At 69.6% G+C, this 19,292-nt stretch carries 16 protein-coding genes and 2 pseudogenes; 17 read left to right on the top strand and 1 reads right to left on the bottom strand.

Going from position 1 to position 19,292, the window contains the following annotated elements; translation table 11 throughout:
* The first annotated feature begins 62 nt into the window (after nt 1–62).
* The 17 genes and pseudogenes from murD (at nt 63) to BKH20_RS14615 (ending at nt 18,951) form a co-directional block, all read left to right on the top strand.
* Nucleotides 63–1,622 (top strand): UDP-N-acetylmuramoyl-L-alanine--D-glutamate ligase, encoded by a 1,560-nt coding sequence (murD, locus tag BKH20_RS05735; RefSeq protein ID WP_178388562.1) that lies wholly within the window; start codon nt 63–65, stop codon nt 1,620–1,622.
* Nucleotides 1,619–3,157, top strand: a complete 1,539-nt coding sequence (locus BKH20_RS05730) for an FtsW/RodA/SpoVE family cell cycle protein (protein WP_075390296.1) — start codon at nt 1,619–1,621, stop codon at nt 3,155–3,157. The genes murD and BKH20_RS05730 overlap by 4 nt, the downstream gene beginning before the upstream one ends.
* A complete protein-coding gene (murG, locus tag BKH20_RS05725) occupies nt 3,141–4,400 on the top strand; it encodes an undecaprenyldiphospho-muramoylpentapeptide beta-N-acetylglucosaminyltransferase (RefSeq protein WP_075390295.1) in 1,260 nt (419 codons plus the stop codon). Before BKH20_RS05730 ends, murG begins: the two co-directional genes overlap by 17 nt.
* Nucleotides 4,397–5,971 (top strand): UDP-N-acetylmuramate--L-alanine ligase, encoded by a 1,575-nt coding sequence (gene murC / locus BKH20_RS05720; protein ID WP_075390294.1) that lies wholly within the window; start codon nt 4,397–4,399, stop codon nt 5,969–5,971. The genes murG and murC overlap by 4 nt, the downstream gene beginning before the upstream one ends.
* Complete coding sequence (locus tag BKH20_RS05715) at nt 5,968–7,203, top strand: cell division protein FtsQ/DivIB (protein WP_256693044.1); 1,236 nt, start codon at nt 5,968–5,970, stop codon at nt 7,201–7,203. The genes murC and BKH20_RS05715 overlap by 4 nt, the downstream gene beginning before the upstream one ends.
* 266 nt (nt 7,204–7,469) lie before the next feature.
* The gene (gene ftsZ, locus BKH20_RS05710) at nt 7,470–8,840 is read left to right on the top strand and encodes a cell division protein FtsZ (RefSeq protein ID WP_178388561.1); all 1,371 of its coding nucleotides are present in this window, start codon (nt 7,470–7,472) and stop codon (nt 8,838–8,840) included.
* 29 nt (nt 8,841–8,869) lie between these two features.
* On the top strand, nt 8,870–9,685 hold the full coding sequence (locus BKH20_RS05705) for a polyphenol oxidase family protein (protein ID WP_075390292.1): 816 nt from the start codon (nt 8,870–8,872) through the stop codon (nt 9,683–9,685).
* 152 nt (nt 9,686–9,837) lie between these two features.
* Complete coding sequence (locus BKH20_RS05700) at nt 9,838–10,299, top strand: cell division protein SepF (protein WP_075390291.1); 462 nt, start codon at nt 9,838–9,840, stop codon at nt 10,297–10,299.
* 12 nt (nt 10,300–10,311) lie between these two features.
* The gene (locus BKH20_RS05695; RefSeq protein WP_075390290.1) at nt 10,312–10,608 is read left to right on the top strand and encodes a YggT family protein; all 297 of its coding nucleotides are present in this window, start codon (nt 10,312–10,314) and stop codon (nt 10,606–10,608) included.
* 165 nt (nt 10,609–10,773) lie between these two features.
* Complete coding sequence (locus BKH20_RS05690) at nt 10,774–11,382, top strand: DivIVA domain-containing protein (RefSeq protein ID WP_075390289.1); 609 nt, start codon at nt 10,774–10,776, stop codon at nt 11,380–11,382.
* A gap of 245 nt (nt 11,383–11,627) precedes the next feature.
* A complete protein-coding gene (lspA, locus tag BKH20_RS05685) occupies nt 11,628–12,404 on the top strand; it encodes a signal peptidase II (RefSeq protein WP_075390288.1) in 777 nt (258 codons plus the stop codon).
* The gene (locus tag BKH20_RS05680; RefSeq protein WP_070662201.1) at nt 12,401–13,321 is read left to right on the top strand and encodes an RluA family pseudouridine synthase; all 921 of its coding nucleotides are present in this window, start codon (nt 12,401–12,403) and stop codon (nt 13,319–13,321) included. Before lspA ends, BKH20_RS05680 begins: the two co-directional genes overlap by 4 nt.
* Before the next feature lie 76 nt (nt 13,322–13,397).
* Nucleotides 13,398–14,366 (top strand): ketopantoate reductase family protein, encoded by a 969-nt coding sequence (locus tag BKH20_RS05675; protein WP_075390287.1) that lies wholly within the window; start codon nt 13,398–13,400, stop codon nt 14,364–14,366.
* A gap of 178 nt (nt 14,367–14,544) precedes the next feature.
* Entirely contained in the window at nt 14,545–18,138 is a 3,594-nt protein-coding gene (dnaE, locus tag BKH20_RS05670) for a DNA polymerase III subunit alpha (protein WP_075390286.1), read from the top strand.
* Nucleotides 18,123–18,416, top strand: a pseudogene (locus BKH20_RS14620) (BCCT family transporter); the annotation flags it as partial. The gene dnaE and the pseudogene BKH20_RS14620, both read left to right, overlap by 16 nt.
* 67 nt (nt 18,417–18,483) lie before the next feature.
* A pseudogene (locus BKH20_RS15030) lies at nt 18,484–18,573 on the top strand (BCCT family transporter); the annotation flags it as partial.
* A 21-nt stretch (nt 18,574–18,594) separates the two neighbouring features.
* Nucleotides 18,595–18,951, top strand: coding sequence for a hypothetical protein (locus BKH20_RS14615; protein WP_430793380.1), 357 nt, complete (start codon nt 18,595–18,597; stop codon nt 18,949–18,951).
* Between the two features lie 28 nt (nt 18,952–18,979).
* Here the strand turns inward: BKH20_RS14615 and BKH20_RS05655 are convergent, their stop codons facing one another.
* Nucleotides 18,980–19,246 (bottom strand): RNA-binding S4 domain-containing protein, encoded by a 267-nt coding sequence (locus BKH20_RS05655; RefSeq protein WP_075371201.1) that lies wholly within the window; start codon nt 19,244–19,246, stop codon nt 18,980–18,982.
* Nucleotides 19,247–19,292: the final 46 nt, after the last annotated feature.

The following is a 19,292-nucleotide window of genomic DNA, read 5'->3' as shown; positions in this document are numbered from 1 at the left end:
AGCCTTTTCCTGCCGGCAACTCCGTCAGGAGCAGTGAGAAACCAGGAGCGTGAACCCGCACCGTGACCAGTCCGACTGAAGTCCCCGGTGAATCGCCCAGCGCCGTCACCGGCCTTGGCAGGTCCCTGAGCGACCAGCTCGACGGCGCCCATGTGGCCGTCGTCGGACTGGGGCGTACCGGGCGCGCCGTCGTCGATGCCCTGGCCACGCTGGGGGCCCGCATTCATGTGTTCGACAGCCGTGAGTCCTCCATCGAGATGCTGCAGACCCCCGTGGCCTCCGCCGCGGTCGCCGACGCCGAGGCCACCGCGGCCGCCCTGGCGCAGTCCCCGGCGCGGCTCCTCATCGTCTCACCCGGGGTCCCGGCCACCGGCCCGGTCCTGCGGGGCGCCGCGGCGGCGGGCATCGAGACCTGGAGCGAGGTCGAGCTGGCCTGGAGGATCCAGCAGGACTCGTCACGCCCGCACATCCCCTGGCTGACTGTCACAGGAACGGACGGCAAGACCACCACGGTCAGCATGCTCTCGGCGATCCTGACGGCCCAAGGGCTCACGGCCCCGGCCGTCGGCAACATCGGCACCCCCGTCATTGAGGCGGTGCTGGCCGGCAGCGCCGACGCCCTGGCCGTGGAGCTGTCCAGCTTCCAGCTCCACACCACCAGGACCCTGGCGCCCCTGGCCTCGGCCTGCCTCAACCTGGCCGCCGACCACCTCGACTGGCACGGAGGGCTGGAGGCCTACGCCCAGGACAAGGCCCGCGTCTACCGCCGCACCCGGCTCGCCGCCATCTACAACCTCGCCGACGCCGCCACCGAGGACATGGTCCGCCAGGCCGACGTCGTCGAGGGCTGCCGAGCCATCGGCTTCACCCTGGCCGCGCCGGGGCTGGGGCAGGTCGGCATGGTCGAGGATCTGCTGGTCGACCGCGCCTTCCACGCCGAGCGACGCTCCAGTGGTGTCGAGCTGGCCACCACCGCCGACCTGGCTCACCTGGCCCCCGGGCGGCGCGCCCAGAACCTGCCCGCGCACCTGTTGGCCGACGCCCTGGCGGCCGCCGCGCTGGCCCGCGCAGCCGGAGTCGATCCGGAGGCGGTCGCCTCTGGGCTGCGCGCCTATAGCCCCGGGGCCCACCGGATCGTCACCGTCGCCGAGGCGGACGGTGTCACCTGGGTCGACGACTCCAAGGCCACCAACCCGCACTCCGCCGAGGCCGCACTGACCTCCCTGCCGCGGGGGACCGGCGTGTGGATCTGCGGCGGAGACACCAAGGGCGCCCAGTTCTTCGGCCTGGTCCGCACGGTGCGCCCCCACCTGCGCGGCGCAGTCGTCATCGGCAAGGACCAGAACGACATTCTGGCGGCCCTGGAGCGGGAGGCCCCCGGCCTTGCCCTCACCCGCGTCAGTGACGGCAGCGCCGAGCAGGTGAGCGCCGCAGCGGTGGAGGCCGCCGGCGCCATGGCCCGCAGCGGCGACACCGTCATACTGGCCCCAGCCTGCGCCTCCTGGGACCAGTTCACGTCCTACGCCCAGCGCGGCGACCTGTTCGCCGCCTGCGCCCGGGCCTACACCCAAGGCGATGGCGCCCGGGACACGGACGCCTCCGGCGACCGGGAGCAGCTGTGAAGACCGGGTCCACCTCGGCCACCGCTGCCCGCTCGTCGAGCCCCTCCTCGTCAGGATCCTCGCGGGCATCCGGAGGCCCGTCACGGGGGACCAGTGCCGACCACAAGCCGGAGCGGACCGCCCCCCGCAGGGGCGCGGCCACCTCGTCCAGGCCGTCCAGGCCGACCGGGAAGCCCTCCGGCTCCCGGCCCACGGGAGCCGGAGGCCACCTGGGTGGCGCCTGGCGCAAGCGCCTGGTGCGCTGGGGCGAGCGGCTTTCGAGACCCTGGGACGGCGGGGCCCCCCAGCCCGATGGCGCCCCCGAGGATCGTCGTCGGCGTCCCTCCGGCGGGCCGGACTCCACCCAGGGCTCCGAGCAGGTGACCCTGACCTACTACTGCCTGCTCGTGTCCACCCTGGTGCTGGAGACCTTCGGACTCATCATGGTCTTCTCCGTGCAGTCAGTGACCGTCGCCGCCACCGGCGGCAACGCCTTCACCGACTTCGCCAAGTACCTCATCTTCGCCGCGGTGGGGACGCTGGGCATGGTGGGCGTCTCCCGCATCCCGCTGTCCTGGTTCCCGCGGATGGCGTGGGTGCTCCTGGCACTGACGATCGCCATGCAGTGCCTGGTGTTCACACCCGTGGGCGTCAACGTCTACGGCAACCGCAACTGGATCCAGGTCCCAGGGGTCGGCACCGCCCAGCCCTCGGAGTTCATCAAGGTGGCCCTCGCCCTGGTCCTGGGCACCCTGGTGACCTGGTACGCGGACAGGCGCCCTCGGGACCGGGTGTGGGCGGCGGGCTGGGGCGGTGTCGGCGCCGCGATCCTGAGCGTCCTGGGCGGACAGGATCTGGGAACCGTCATCATCCTGGTGATCATCGTCGCCGGTGCCCTGTGGGTGGGGGGAATGCGCAAGCGCTGGTTCGCCCTCCTGGGTGTCGGCGGCATCGCCATGTTCGCGGCCGCCTCCATGCTCAGCGCCAACCGGCGCGCCCGGATCACCGCCTGGATCCATCCCGAGGGCGCCGACCCCATGGGCGTGGGCTACCAGCCCAAGCACGGGATGTGGGCGCTGGGGACCGGGGGCTGGCTCGGTGTGGGGCCGGGATCCTCGCGCCAGAAGTGGGGCTACCTCACCCAGGCGGACTCCGACTACATCTTCGCCGTGCTCGGTGAGGAATTCGGGCTGGTGGGCACGCTCGTCGTCATCGCCCTGTTCGCCGGCATCGGAGCCTGCTGCCTGCGGCTCATGAGACGCCACACCTCCCTGTACGTCGTGGCCACAACCTCGGCCATCGGTGCGTGGATCGTGGGGCAGGCGATCATCAACATGGGGGTCGTCACCGGTGCGCTGCCGGTGCTGGGCGTCCCCCTTCCCCTCGTCAGCCGTGGAGGCACCGCACTGGTGTCGGTCCTCCTAGCCATCGGGGTGCTTCTGGCCTTCGCACGCCATGAACCCGGTGCGCAGGAGGCCCTGTCCACCAGTCCCGGGGCGCTGCGTCGTTCCCTGGCAGTCATTGTCCCAAGGAGGAACCGTGCCCGAGACAAGTGAGAGCGCAAGCTCGCCCCAGCAGGAACGTCCCAGCGGCTCGGAGCGGCCCCGGCCATTGCGGGTACTGCTGGCCGGTGGAGGCACCGCCGGCCACGTCAACCCGTTGCTGGCCACGGCCGCGGCCCTGCGTGACCCGGCCCTGGGCGGTGACCCTGACACGCAGATCCTCGTCCTGGGGACCGCCGAGGGACTGGAGAAGCGACTGGTGCCCGAGGCCGGCTTCGAGCTGGCCCTCGTCCCCAGAGTCCCTCTGCCGCGGCGCCCCAGCGGTGACCTGCTGCGCCTGCCGCACCGGCTGGGAAAGGCGATCAGCGCGGCCACGGAGGCCATTGAGACGATCAGTGCCGACGTCGTCGTCGGCTTCGGCGGCTACGTGTCGACCCCGGCCTACCTGGCCGCCAGGAAGGCCGGGGTGCCGGTCGTCATCCATGAGCAGAACGCCCGCCCGGGGCTGGCCAACCGGCTGGGGGCATCCTGGGCACAGGCCGTCGCCCTGACCTTCGCCTCGACCCGTCTCAAGGCCTCCAAGGGGCGCACCGAGGTCACGGGGCTGCCGCTGCGCCCGGCCATCGCCACCCTGGTGTCGCAGCGGGCCACGAGCGAGGGGGCCCGCCGGGCCCGCGCCGAGGGCGCGCAGGCTCTGGGACTCGACCCCGACCTGCCCACGCTGCTGGTGACGGGCGGATCCTTAGGGGCCCAGCACCTCAACGAGGTCCTGAGCGAGTCGCTGGGCTCCCTGCCCACTGGGCTGCAGGTGCTGCACCTGACCGGTAAGGACAAGGACGCCCCGGTGCGCGCCGCCCTCGAGACGGCAGTGGCCTCCGGCGCCGCGGAGGACCTCTCCGAGCGGTACCACGTGCTCGACTACCTGACCACGATGGAACAGGCCTACGCCTGCGCCGACGGGGTCCTGTGCCGCTCCGGTGCCGGTACCGTCGCAGAGATCACGGCCCTGGGGCTTCCGGCACTCTACGTCCCCTTGCCGATCGGCAACGGGGAGCAGCGTCTCAACGCCGCTGACGTCCTGGCCTCCGGGGGCGGGCGCATGGTGCTCGACGCCGACCTCAAGCCCTCGGACATCCTTGACTTCGCCATGCTCATCTCCGACCCTGAGCGGCAGGCCGCCATGGCCCGGGCCGCGGCCTCCACCGGCGTCCAGGATGCGGCGGCCCGCCTGGCCGCCCTCATTCAGCAGTGCGCCTCCATCCATGACACTCCCACTGATGAGGAGAACGCGGCATGACCGCCACGACAACCCAGGACAGCTCCCACGCTGCCGGCCGGCCGGCCGGCGCCGATCAGCGCACGCTGGCAGACAGGACCTTCCACCTCATTGGCATCGGGGGAGCGGGGATGAGCGTGGTCGCCCAGCTGCTCGTCGCCCGCGGTGCCCGGGTCTCGGGCTCCGACGCCCACGGCGGTCCCGCCTTCGACCACCTGGCCGACCTGGGCATCACGACCCACCTGGGGCACGACGCCGCGAATGTCCCCCAGCGCAGCACGGTCGTGGTGTCCACCGCGATCAAGGAGACCAACCCCGAGCTCGCCCAGGCCCGGCGGCGGGACCAGGAGGTCATCCACCGGTCTCAGGCGCTGGCGCTGGCCGCTCAGGGCCTGGACTTCGTCGCCGTGGCGGGTGCGCACGGCAAGACCACGACCTCAGGCATGCTCGCCGAGGCTCTCACGGACGCCGGCGCCGACCCCTCCTTCGCCATCGGCGGAGTCGTGCGGGCGCTGAGCACCGGGGCCCACCTGGGCAGCGGTCCCGTCCTGGTCGCCGAGGCCGATGAGTCCGACCGCTCCTTCCTCAACTACTCCCCGCGCGTGGAGATCGTCACCAACGTCGAGCCCGACCACCTCGACAGCTACGGCACCGCGGAGGCCTTCGAGGCGGCATTCGTCGACTTCGCTCACCGGCTGGTGCCCGGGGGCCTGCTGGTCGCCTGCGCCGCCGATGCCGGCGCACTGCGCCTGGCGCAGCGCGCTGCAGCCGATGGCCTGCGCGTCGTCACCTACTCCTTCGCAGGCCCCGAGACCCTCCCCGGCGGGGTGCTCGTGGGGGAGGGACACGTCCACCTGGACATTCGGGAACGTGGGGCCTCATCCACTCGGGGGCTGCTGACCCTCACCACGGCGACCGACCGCGAGCCCACCGGCGGCGTGGGTGAGGAGCCGCATCACGGCCCGGTTGAGTTGGTGCTGGCCGTGCCCGGGGACCACGTGGCCCTCGACGCCGCCGGTGCCTGGGCCGCGGGCATCGAGCTCGGCGTCGAACCGGCCCTGATGGCCCGGGCACTAGGGGCCTTCGGGGGGACGGGCAGGCGCTTCGAGGACCGGGGAGAGGCCGACGGCGTGCGCGTCATCGACGACTACGCCCACCACCCCACGGAGATCGAGGCCCTGCTGCGCACGGCGCGGGGTGTGGCCCAGGAGCGCGGCGGTCGGGTCCTGGTCCTGTTCCAGCCGCACCTGTTCTCCCGCACCAGGGTCTTCGCCGACCGCTTCGGACAGGCGCTGGCCCTGGCCGACGCCGTTGTCGTCACCGATGTCTACCCTGCCAGGGAGACTCAGGCGGACTTTCCCGGTGTCACCGGGGACACGGTCGCCCAGCGGGTCCCCGGCGGCACAGCCAGGTTCGTCGCCGAGCGTCTTGAGGCCGCGCACGCGGTGGCCGACCTGGCGCGCCCCGGCGACCTGCTGCTGACAGTCGGCGCCGGAGACGTCACCGAGCTCGCTGCCACGGTACTGGCCGACTTGGCGGCCCGCGAGGGCGGTGCAGCCCCCTCGCCCGCGGACCTGGACGAGCGGGCATGAGGAAGCCCTCGGCCCCCCGTCCCGAGCGCTCCAACCGCGCTCAGGACGCCCCGGCCCGCATCCCTCCGCGCCGTTCGGGCCCCCGACGTCCGCGTCCCACCCGCTCGGCGCAGGGACCGTCCGCGCCGAGCCCCCCGACGGATCAGGGAACCGAGCAGGCCGGGCCTCCGGCCCCCGCCAACCTGTCACGGAGCGCTTCCGCCTCCAGGGCTCCCAAGGCCCCGGGTGGAGCCGCCGGGGTGCCCTCGCGACCCAGGCGTCCGTCGACGTCGAGGGGCGCATCCAGCCCCTCGACGGTTTCGCGTCGCGGCGGCGAGGACACCAAACGCACCAGTCCCCGTCAGGAGTCCTCCAGCCCCGACTCGGCATCGAGCACCGAGCTGACCGTGTTCGGCCGTCGGCAGGTGGCTCTTTCCAGAGGAGACGACCGGGTCGTCTCCACCGGGCTGGCCGATCGTCTCAAGGAGCGTCAGGACGCCTTGCGCCGGTTGCGGCTGCGACGGGTGGTGAGGGTCTCCGTCGTGGTGCTCGCCATTGTCCTGACGGTCTGGGCCCTGACCTTCTCACCCCTCCTGGGTCTGCAGACTCAGAGGATCTCCGTGGCAGGATCGGACGGCAGCGTCTCGGATAAGCAGGTCCGCGAGGTTCTGGCCGCCTACGCGGGTGACTCGTTGCTGCGGCTGGACACCGGCCGGCTCTCCACCCAGGTCAGCGACAAGCTGGTCCGGGTGCGCCGGGCGCAGGTGACCAGGGCCTGGCCCCACGGGCTGCGGGTGCACTTGACGATGCGCGTGCCGGTGGCCACCGTGCAGGACTCGGAGGGCTACCAGGTCCTCGACAACGAGGCCGTGGTCCTCGAGCGGGTCCCCGAGCCTCCGTCGGGCCTGGTGAACATCGTGCCCGACCCCGCCGTGCAGGCATCGGGGCCACAGAGGATCTCCGCCAAGCAGGTCGCCGCCGTCACCCAGGTGGTGGGTTCCCTCACTCCTGAGACCCTGGCCCAGGTGAGCAGCGGCAGCGCCACTGAGGCGGGGCAGGTCACACTGACCTTGTCCAGCGGGGCCAGCGTGGTCTGGGGGAACAACCAGGACAACCAGCTTAAGGCGCGCGTCCTGGCGACTCTCATGACCACCACTGCGTCCATCTACGACGTCTCCTCGCCGCATCGCCCCACCACACGATCCACCGACGCAGCGGCCACGACCACCGCGGCGCCGTCGCCGACGTCCTGAACGTTCTTCTGCTCGGCCGCTGCTCGACGAGCCCAGGGACGGCGGGACGCGCAGCAGCACGTGACCTCAGCCCTTCAGGTTTATTGCAGGTATATTGCAGCGATATAGCAGGGAATCCGCAGGCAACTGCACACGAACACGCCGGGCTTCAATGCGATACGAGGTCCTGGAAGTCTCATAGCGTTAGGCCAGTCGTTCAGAGAATGACATAAGTATTGACCTTAACTTGAGGTTGAGGTTTGAGGGGAGTCCTCGTCAGAGGGCTCATGACGAAACTCGCGGAGGGGACGCCAGTGGTCGAGAGCATGGCTGTGGACGACTCACAGCACTACCAGGCAGAGATCAAGGTCGTCGGTGTCGGCGGCGGCGGCGTCAATGCCGTCAACCGCATGATCGAGGCCGATCTGCGTGGCGTGGAGTTCATCGCCGTGAACACCGACGCCCAGGCGCTGCTCATGTCCGACGCTGACGTCAAGCTCGACGTCGGGCGGGACCTGACCCGAGGTCTGGGAGCGGGGGCCGACCCGGCGATCGGCCGCAAGGCCGCCGAGGATCACGAGTCCGAGATCCGTGAGGCCCTCGACGGCTCGGACATGGTCTTCGTCACCGCGGGTGAGGGGGGCGGCACCGGCACCGGCGCGGCCCCCGTCGTCGCCCGCCTGGCCAAGAGCATCGGTGCGCTGACCATCGGTGTGGTCACCCGTCCCTTCTCCTTCGAGGGCCGCCGCCGCTCGGCCCAGGCCGAGGACGGTGTCCAGGCGCTGCGCGAGGAAGTCGACACCCTCATCGTCATCCCCAACGACCGCCTCCTGCAGATCGCCGACAAGAACATCTCCGTGGTTGACGCCTTCAAGCAGGCCGACCAGGTCCTTCTTCAGGGTGTCCAGGGCATCACCGAGCTCATCACCACCCCCGGTCTCATCAACGTCGACTTCAATGACGTCAAGTCCGTGATGCAGGGCGCCGGCAGTGCGCTCATGGGTATCGGCTCGGCCACCGGTGAGGGGCGCGCGATCACGGCCACCGAGGAGGCCATCGCCTCGCCGCTGCTGGAGACCTCGATCGACGGCGCACACGGCGTGCTGCTCTTCTTCCAGGGCGGTTCCGACCTGGGCCTGTTCGAGATGAACGAGGCCGCCAACCTGGTGCGCGAGGCCGTCCACCCCGAGGCCAACATCATCGTCGGAAACGTGGTCGACGGCGCCCTGGGAGACGAGGTGCGGGTGACGGTCATCGCCGCCGGCTTCGACTCCGAGCCGGTCGTCGGTGGCCTGGTCGATCCGATGACTCGGCTGTCGCGGGCCGCCGCTGTGCCGCCGGTGCCCTCCTCCCCGGTGGATGACCTGCCCCCGGCCCCCGCTCCTCGCGGTGGCGCCCATGCCGCCCAGAACCCGGTGACTCGTCCGGTCCCGCTGGCTCCTCCGCCCTCCTCCTCTCCGGCGGTCGCGGCGAACCTGTCGGAGGTCAGTGCGGCCGAGGCCCTCTCCTCGGGGAGTATGCCGGCTTATGTGGATGAGTCCTACGGCTCCTACGGCTCGGTGCCGGCGCAGCACTCGGTCTCCGATCTTGAGGTTCCTCAGGTGATCGGGGTCGACGCCGACGACGACGGCATCGATCTGCCTGACTTCCTGCGCTGAGCGGCATCGCTGCCCGGGGATGCGGCAACATGTGCGACACCGGTGCCGTTGAGATCTCGGGCTTGATCGAGGTGGATCTGGGCCCGCGGGCTCGTGGGTACTTCACTACCCGCGGCCTGCGGGCCCGTCCCGTCCCGGCCCCGGAGGGTGGCGCTCAGGATCGGGGCGCCGAAAGCGGGGACGAGACCGCCTATGGCGGGTGGAACCTGGCACTCCACGTCGGAGACGACCCGCAACGTGTTCATGGTCACCGTCGTCAGCTCGAGGGGCTGCTCGGGCTCGAGCGGGGGCGTCACCTGGCCTGGATGAACCAGATCCACTCCGCCGTCGTGGCCACGGCTCAGGTTGACGAGGTGCCCGAGGCGGATGCGCTCGTCCTGGACTCCCGGACAGCCGGGGCGCCCGCGGGCTGCTGCGTTCTCGTGGCCGACTGCGTCCCCGTCCTGCTGGCGTCCCGGGACGGTGCTCTCACCGCCGCCGTGCACGCCGGACGGCGAGGCATGCTCGACGGTGTCGTCCCCGCCACGATCGAGTTCCTCCAGCGCGGCGGAGTGGAGCCGGCGGATCTGTGGGCCGCCGTGGGCCCGTCGATCTGCGGCTCCTGCTACGAGGTCCCCGAGGACATGCTCGCGCTGTCCGCGCAGCGCGAACCGGCGTGCGCCTCGCGCACATCGTGGGGCACGCCCGGCCTTGACGTCGCGGCAGGTGTGCTCGCCCAGCTCGAGCGCGCCGGTGTTGGTCACATCAGTGCTGGTCAGTGGTGCACTTATGAGGACCCTCGTTTCTTCTCCTACCGGCGCGACGGAGTGACAGGACGCCTGGCCGGCATTGGAGTTCCGAGATAAGCCCCAGTGCGCTGAGTGCCTCCTGGGCGTGACCTTCCTGAAACCTGAGGTTGGGGACACGCCGAGGTGAGGTCCCCGTGCGGTGTCGTAGGGGCGGATACCGTCGCAGCACATCCGGAACGCAGGGGACCGGACGAACCAAGGAGCGATAAATGGGCGCGCTGCGCAGTATGACCAGTTTCCTCGGCTACTCGGAGCCGGAGGAGACCTACGAGGACAGCTATGAGGCTGCCGACGCCGGTTACGCCGTGCAGGAGCACGAGCAGGACTACAGTGACGAGGGGTACGAGGACTTCTCCGCCCCGGCTGCGCCCGATCCCGTTGTCGCCGCCCCGGATCTTCGCCGTATCGTCACGGTTCACCCCTCGACCTACAACGAGGCCAGGATCATCGGAGAGTCCTTCCGCGACGGCGTCCCCGTCATCATCAACCTCACCGGTATGAGCGAGTCCGACGCGCGCCGCATGGTGGACTTCTCCGCCGGCCTGGTCTTCGGGCTGCACGGCGCCATCGAGCGCGTCACCCCGCGCGTGTTCCTGCTGACCCCGGCCAGCGTGGAGATCGACGGCGGTGAGGTCGCCGAGGCCCGCGGCCGCTTCTTCAACCAGAGCTGAGCTGACTCGTAGGTGAACCTCGTCTCCGCAGTAGCCGGGATCCTGTCGAGCATTCTGAGCCTGTACTTCCTCATCCTCCTGGTCAGGGTCGTGCTCGACTGGATTCAGGTCTTCGCCCGCCAGTGGCGCCCTCGGGGGATCGTCCTGGTGCTGGCCAACCTTGTCTACGCTCTGACGGATCCGCCTCTGCGAGTGATCCGTCAGAGGGTTCCCATGGCACGCTTGGGAGGGGTCGGTATCGACCTGAGCTTCCTGGTCCTGGTCTTCGGGATCTGGATGATCCAGTGGTTGCTCGGACTTCTCATCTGAACAGGTGTGAAGTCGTGAGCGAACCGCTAGAGTGCTGTTCTCACGTCAGCGTGAGATAGCGCGCTTGATGTGGCCTGAACCTCGAGTTCAGGTACTCTGTCCGCATGAGTGACCGGATGCCCGGTGCTCGTGACCTTATCCGTAACGACACCGAGGTGACGACCCATGACGCTGCTGACAGCAGACGACGTCCTCAACAAGAAGTTCCAGGCGACCAAGTTCCGTGAGGGCTACGAGCAGGACGAGGTCGACGAGTTCCTCGACGAGGTAGTCGAGGCGATGCGTCAGCTGGAGGCCGAGAACGCCGACCTCAAGGCCAAGCTCGAGGCCGCTAACCGCCGAGTGGCCCAGCTCGGCGAGGGAGCTGCCCTGTCCTCTGCTCCCGCTTCCCCCGTATCTCCGGTCCAGGCAGAGCCTGCCATGCCCATGCCGGCCGTCTCCGCCGGCGAGTCCGGCGGCCAGGGCCCGGCTGCTGCCTCCGGAATGCTCGAGCTGGCCCAGCGCCTTCACGATGAGCACGTCGCCAACGGTAAGGCCGAGGGCGAGCGCATCGTCACCGAGGCCCGCTCCACCGGTGAGCAGATCGTGCGCGAGGCTGAGGACCAGCGCAACCGCACCCTCGCCCAGCTGGAGAAGGAGCGTGCCAACCTCGAGCACAAGATCGACGAGCTGCGGCGCTTCGAGTCCGACTACCGCACTCGCCTCAAGAGTTACCTGCAGAACCTGCTGGCCAACGTCGAGGACGGCGGCGAGAGCTCCATCTCCAGCCTGTGATCCTTCAGGGGTCGTGATCCTCCAGGCCGTGATCGTCCCCCGGCTCATCCCCGTGAACGTCTCCGGGACTGACCAACGGAGTTCCATCATGATGCTCCTCGTCCGATCAGGACGGTCCAGCTCCTCCAGTCGTCAATGACACGGCCTCCTACGAAGGGCGGCGACCCGTGCGGGTCGCCGCCCTTCGCTGGGTACGCAGCCCATTCATCACCCGTTCTCCTCTGAGTGCAATGCGAGAAAGCCCCATGCCTGATCATGTCGATCCCGCCTCCTGCGTGGAGGAGGCCGCTGGCGACGTCGGTGACGCCGTCAACTCCGACAACGTTGTCCCACTGTCCACAGACAATCCCTTCAGCGCCATGGACGAAGCCATGACGACGCAGGCGGTGAGCGGGAGGCGATCCGAACGCCTCCCGGTGATCGTGCTGTGGCTGGTGGCGGTCATCGTCATCGTCGTGGACCAGGTCTCCAAGCAATGGGCGCTCTTCGTGCTGTCCGACGGTCGGCACACGGCGCTGCTCGGCCGCGCGCTGGGGCTGGTCCTGGTGCGTAACCCGGGCGCCGCCTTCTCCTTCGCCACCGGGCAGACGTGGATCTTCGCGCTCATTGCCTCGTTCGTCGTGGCCGTCATCATTCGCGTCTCCCGGAACCTGGCGTCCCGCTCCTGGGCGGTGGCCCTCGGCCTGGTCCTTGGTGGGGCGGTCGGCAACCTCATCGACCGCCTCCTGCGGGAGCCCGGATTCCTACGCGGTCACGTCATCGACTTCATCGACTACGGCGGCTACTTCGTGGGCAATGTCGCCGACATCGCGATCGTGCTGGCCGCCGTGGGCATCATCATCCTGTCCCTGGGAGGCTGGGAGATCGACGGCACACGGGCCGGCGCCCCGGGCAACCCGGAGGCGGAAGTCACCGACGGATCGACCTCCTCAGCCCGCCGGAAGGACCGTGCCGAGGCGTCCTTTGAGCCGGCGGGGTCCTCCGGGGCTTCAGGGCGGGCGGCCTCCGCGGAGCCGCAATGAGCGTGCGCCTGCTGCCCGTGCCCGACGGCTTCGACGGCGAACGCGTCGATGCCGCGCTCGCCCGGATGACAGGCCTGTCCCGCAGCCGGGTCGGGGACCTGTGCGAGGCCGGAGGCGTGCGTCGCAGCGGCGAGGCGCTGGCCAAGTCCGCTCGTCTGCGCGCGGGCGAGCTCCTCGAAGTCGACCTGCCCGACCCGCGTCCCGCCGAACCGGTCGCCACTGCTGTGGAGGGCATGGAGCTGCTCTACGAGGACGAGGACATCGTCGTCGTCGACAAGCCCGCAGGTGTGGCCGCACACCCCTCCATGGGCTGGGACGGCCCTGACGTCCTCGGCGCCCTGAAAGCCATGCACGTGCGAGTGGCCACCTCCGGCGCCGCCGAGCGCCAGGGCATCGTCTCGCGCCTGGACGTGGGCACCTCGGGCGTCATGATCGTGGCCAAGGGGGAGCGGGCCTACTCGGTGCTCAAACGCGCCTTCCGGGAGCACACGGTGGACAAGGTCTACCACGCCCTGGTGCAGGGCCACCTCGATCCCTCCAGCGGCACCATCGACGCCCCCATCGGCCGCCACCCCAGCCGGGAGTGGAAGATGGCCATCATCGAGGGCGGGCGCGAGTCCATCACCCACTACGACGTCATCGAGGCGATGCCCGGGGCCTGCCTGGCCGAGATCCACCTCGAGACCGGACGCACCCACCAGATCCGCGTCCACATGGCCGCCGTCGGCCACCCCTGCGTCGGAGACGCCACCTACGGCGCCGATCCGGCCATGAGCGCGCGCACCGGTCTGATCCGCCAGTGGCTCCACGCTCGCGAGCTCGGCATCGTCCACCCCATCACCGGTGAGCACATGGTCTTCACCTCCGACTACCCCGACGACCTCGTTCACGCCCTCGATGTCCTGCGCCTGCCCTGAGCCTGATGATCGCCGGCCACTGACACCCGGGCGTGGGAGCTCGCGGGGACAACAGCAGGACCGAGAGGAGACACTCATGCGGATCGTCGTCATCGGCGCCGGGGGAATCGGAGGATGGCTCGGCGCCCGTCTGGCCGCGAGCGGCCAGCAGGTCGGCTTCCTCGTTCACGGCCGCACCCTGGCGGCCCTGCGCTCGGGCGGTCTGACGCTGCGCGACTGCTCCGGTGGCGAGCCCGGTACCGTGACCGCCCGCATCGAGGCACCACTGGCCAGTGAAGACCCGCAGGCTCTCACCGAGACCCTGGGAGGTGAGCCTGACCTGGTCCTGGTGACCACGAAGGTCGGTGCACTGCCCCAGCTGGCCCCTGCGCTCAGGCGCCTGACCGGCCCCGCCACCGGTGTCGTCTCCACCCAGAACGGGATCAGTGCGCCCGGACTGCTCGCCGACGCCGTCGGCAAGAAGCACGTCCTGCCTGGGGTCGCACGCGTCTACTCCGCCATCGTCTCGCCGGGAGATGTCCGCATCATCGGCAGTGCCGGCTCCCTGGCCCTGGGGGAGTGGGACGGCTGCGCCACCGCCCGCAGCCGCGCCGCCGTCCAGGCCCTCGAAGCGGCCGGAATCCGAGCCTGGGTCCCAGGCTCCATCTGGGCCGAGCTGTGGCGCAAGGCCTCCTTCGTCGTCGTCCAAGGTTCCCTCGGCGCCGCCACGAACGCGCCCATCGGCGTGCTGCGCACGGACCTGCGGGACGCCTTCACCCAGGCCGTGCACGAGGTCGTCGCCGTCGCCACGGCACTGGGGCACGACCTGGCCACCGACGACGCCCCCGACCCGGTCGCCGCGGCCCTGCGCATGGCCGACGCCCAGCCGGCCGGCGCCACCACATCGATGCAGCGGGACATCGCCTCAGGCCTGCCCAGCGAGCTCGACGCCCAGCTCGGTGCGCTGTGCCGCGCCGGCGACGAGACGGGCGTGCCCACCCCCGTGCTCGACCTCGCGCACAGCGTCCTGGCTCCGCGAGAGGCCGCCGCCCGGGCGCGCGGCTGACCCGTAGCGTCTCTCGGACACGGCGCGAAGCGGGCCACCCGCCGACGGTGGATTTCTCACCCGGCTTACCCGCCACCTCGGCAGCGTCCCGTCATTGCCGGGAAACCTTGCCCTTTCAGCGGACGGCGGGCTCGGCCCTCCAGGAGACAGGGAGCCGGGCGGGCCTAGGATGAGACCCATGGCGGAGATGAGCAGTCAGGAAGATGCAGCCCCCACGGACGACTTCGTCCACCTCCACGTCCACACCGACTACTCCATGCTGGACGGCGCCGGGAAGATCAAGGACTACGTGGCCGAGGCCAAGCGGCTGGGCCAGCCCGCCCTGGCGATCACCGACCACGGCTACATGTTCGGAGCCTATGAGTTCTACGCGGCCGCCACGGCCGCGGGCATCAAGCCGATCATCGGGGTCGAGGCGTACATGACGCCGGGCACCTCCCGCTTCGACAAGACCCGTGTGTTCTGGGGCGATGAGTCCCAGAGGAGCGACGACGTCTCCGCCCGCGGCTCCTACACGCACATGACGCTGCTCTCACGCAACAACGAGGGCCTGCACAACCTCATGCGCATGGACTCCTTCGCCTCCCTGGAGGGCCAGTGGGGCAAGGCGCCGCGCATCGACCGCGAGCTGCTCTCGCGCTACTCGGGCGGCCTCATCGGCTCCACCGGCTGCCCCTCCTCGGAGGTCCAGACCCGCCTGCGCCTGGGCCAGTGGGACGAGGCCCTGCGCGCCGCCGGGGAGCTGCAGGACATCTTCGGCAAGGAGTTCTTCTACGTCGAGCTCATGGACCACGGCCTGGAGATCGAGCAGCGCGTCACCAAGGACCTGCTGCGCATCGCCCAGGAGATCGGGGCCCCACTGCTGGCCACCAACGACTCCCACTACGTGCGCCCCGAGGACCGCACCATCCAGGACGCGATGCTGTGCATCAACTCCGGCTCCGTGCTCTCCGATCCGGACCGCTTCAAGTTCGATGGCGACACCTACTACCTGCGCCCCGGCGCCGAGATGCGCCGCCTCTTCTCCGAGATGCCCCAGGCCTGCGACAACACCCTGCTCGTGGCCGAGCAGTGCGACGTGCACTTCCGCACCGTGGATGAAGGCGCCTCCTACATGCCGGCCTTCCCCGTCCCCGAGGGGGAGACCGACGAGTCCTGGTTCATCAAGGAGTGCTGGCGCGGCATGGATCGCCGGTTCAACGGCGACATCCCCGAGGACTGCCGCAAGCAGGCCGAGTACGAGATCAGCGTCATCACCCAGATGGGATTCCCCGGCTACTTCCTCGTCGTGGCCGACTACATCAACTGGGCCAAGGCCCACGGCATCCGGGTCGGTCCGGGGCGTGGATCAGGAGCCGGCTCCATGGTCGCCTACGCCATGGGCATCACCGAGCTCAACCCGCTGCGCCACGGACTCATCTTCGAGCGCTTCCTCAACCCCGAGCGCATCTCCATGCCCGATATCGACGTCGACTTCGACGAGCGCCGGCGCGACGAGGTCATCGAGTACGTGCGCGAGAAGTACGGCGCCGACCGCATCAGCCAGGTGGTCACCTACGGCGTCATCAAGGCCAAGCAGTCCCTGAAGGACTCCAGCCGCGTCATGGGCTACCCCTACGCCGTCGGTGACCGGCTCACCAAGGCCATGCCCCCGTCCGTCCAGGGCAAGGACATCTCCATCAAGGGCATCTTCAACCCCGCCGACGAGCGCTACGGGGAGGCCGAGGAGTTCCGCAGACTGCACGCCGAGGACCCCGACGCCCAGAAGATCGTCGAGCTGGCCAAGGGGCTGGAGGGCATGACCCGGCAGTGGGGCGTCCACGCCTGCGCCGTCATCATGTCCTCGGCCACCCTGACCGACATCATCCCCATGATGCAGCGCCTCCAGGACGGCGCCGTCATCACCCAGTTCGACTACCCCACCTGCGAGCACCTGGGCCTGCTCAAGATGGACTTCCTGGGACTGCGCAACCTCACGGTCATCTCCGACGCCCTGGAGAACATTGTCGCCAACGGCAAGCCGGCCCTGGACATCGACCACGTCGAGCTCGACGACCGGGCCACCTACGAGCTGCTCTCACGCGGTGAGACCCTGGGCGTCTTCCAGCTCGACGGCGGGGGGATGCGCACGCTGCTGCGCCTGATGAAGCCGGACAACTTCGAGGACATCTCCGCCGTCGGCGCCCTCTACCGGCCCGGCCCCATGGGGGCGGAGTCCCACACCAACTACGCGCTGCGCAAGAACGGCCTGCAGGAGGTCATCCCGATCCACCCCGAGCTCAAGGAGGCCCTCGACCCGATCCTGGGGACCACGCACGGTCTCATCGTGTACCAGGAGCAGGTCATGAAGATCGCCACCGACCTGGCGGGATTCTCCATGGGCAAGGCCGACGCGCTGCGCAAGGCCATGGGTAAGAAGAAGATGGACATCCTGGCCAAGATGTTCGTCGAGTTCGAGGCCGGAATGGTCCAGGCCGGCTTCTCCAAGGAGAGCGTCAAGACCCTGTGGGACGTCGTCGTCCCCTTCGCCAAGTACGCCTTCAACAAGGCCCACTCGGCCGCCTACGGCGTCGTGTCCTACTGGACGGCCTACCTCAAGGCGCACTACCCCACCGAGTACATGGCCGCCCTGCTCACCAGCCAGAAGGACAACAAGGACAAGCTGGCCGTCTACCTGGGGGAGTGCCGCCACATGGGCATCACCGTCCTGCCCCCGGACGTCAACGCCTCGCGGGCCCAGTTCTCCGCGGTCGGTGAGGACGTGCGCTTCGGGCTGTCCGCGGTGCGCAACGTCGGCATCAACGTCGTCGACGCGATCGTGGCCGCCAGGGAGGACAAGGGCGAGTTCACCTCCTTCGAGGACTTCCTCGACAAGGTTCCCGCGGTCGTGTGCAACAAGCGCACCATCGACTCGCTCATCAAGGCCGGAGCCTTCGACTCCCTGGGACACACCCGGCGCTCCCTGCAGGCCTGCCACGAGGACTTCGTCGACGAGGTCATCGGCGTCAAGCGCAACGAGGCCGCCGGCCAGTTCGACCTGTTCGCCTCCCTCATGGGCGGCCCCGACGACGCCGACGACTCGCCCTTCGGTAACGGCCCGGTCTTCTCCTCCGACGTCCCCAACCTGCCGGAGTGGGACAAGAAGGACAAGCTCGCCTACGAGCGCGACATGCTGGGGCTCTACGTCTCCGACCACCCCCTCATGGGACTGGAGGGGCTGCTGGGCAAGCTCGCGGACAAGGAGATCTCCGAGCTCCACGAGAACGATGAGCTGCCCGACGGCGCCATGGTCACCATCGCCGGGCTCATCACCTCGCTGACCCGCAAGACCACCAAGCAGGGCAACCTGTGGGCCATCGCCCAGGTGGAGGACCTGGCCGGAAGCATCGAGGTGCTCTTCTTCCCCCAGACCTATCAGACCGTCTCCACCATGCTGGCCCCCGACACGGTGGTCACGGTGCGCGGACGTCTCAACCGGCGTGACGGGCAGGTCGCCCTGTACGCCCAGGAGATGACGATCCCGGACATCTCCAGCGCCACCCATGAGGCGGTCCTCATCACTCTGCCCACCAACCGGTGCACCGCTCCGCTGGTGGAGCAGTTCAAGGACGTGCTCACCAAGCACCCGGGTGGATCCACGGTCCGTCTGACACTGACCAGCCCGGGGCGCGAGGTACGTACCCAGCTGGACGCCTCGCTGCGGGTGGAGGCCTCGCCCGCCTTCTACTCCGACATCAAGGCCCTCCTCGGGCCGGGGTGCCTGCGCCACTAGCAGGCCGTTTCCGGGGGAGCGGGTCACCCGCCCTGACGAGCCGGTCGAACAGTGCTGGTGCTGTCGTGGAAGCCTCCCGGTTCGGCACGACCCCCTTGGGCGGGGACGCCGAGGAGCCCGAGTACTCCACCGGATCCTGGGTCTCCACGATGCTCGCCACGGGAATGGGCATTGGACTGATTTTTTACGGAGTCGGTGAACCGCTCTACTTCTACATGTCGTCCCCGCCGGACACCGTCGACCCTCAGACGGCCAGGGCCGCCAGCACCGCCCTGGGCACGGCCATGTTCCACTGGACCATCTACCCGTGGGCCATGTACGCCCTGGTCGGATCGGCCTGCTCCCTGGGCCTGGCGGATCTCCTGGACGCCCTTCGCAGGCATGTTCATCGCCCGCATCTCGCGCGGCCGCACCATCCGGCAGTTCGTCACCGGTGCCGACTCGACCTCCATCGTCATGGGAGGGCTCTCGGAGAACGGCACGACCGATCCGAGCCGTTTCACGGTCGTCTTCTGGGGCGTGGCCACCAGTGGCGTGGCCTCAGCCATGCTGCTGCGGTACTCGCTGGCCAACCAGGTCCTGATCGACTCGGTCACCACCGCGGTCACGACGGCCAACGAGCCCCATGAGGTCGAGACCATCGAGCTGCACACCAGGCTGTCGTCGACCGCCGGCAACGACGATGGAGATGATGAGGGCGCCGAGGACGGTACCGACGAGACCGCCAAGGACCTGAGGGGCGATGGCCGCGCCGTCGACGGTGCGGATGATGCGTCGGCAGGAGCCGACCGGAGTCAGGGGGACAAGGCCTGAGGACTGCTCCTGGAGCTGGGGAGCGGGCTCATTGCTCGGTCCCCAGCTGCTCGACGGTGGCGCCCACCTGGCCTGCGGGGTGATCGACGACGACGACGTCGCCGTCGGTTAGGTGGTGCCCGCGACGCGTCTCCACGACGCCGTTGACAGTGACGTCTCCGGACTGGATGGCGATGCGCGCCTGTGCGCCGTCCTCCACCAGGCCCGCCAGCTTGAGGAACTGGCCGAGCCTGATGCTTCCGGACACTGAGATGAGCGGGTACCGAGATGCCCGCTGAGGTGTTGCATGCGTCATAGGTTGATCCTCGCAGACGGGGCATGAGATGTGCACGTCGGAGCAG

This window comes from Actinomyces oris (genome assembly GCF_001937445.1).
GTDB lineage: Bacteria > Actinomycetota > Actinomycetes > Actinomycetales > Actinomycetaceae > Actinomyces > Actinomyces acetigenes.
The sequence above is the reverse complement of the archived record's forward strand: the minus strand, read 5'-3'. Positions and strand labels throughout refer to the sequence as shown.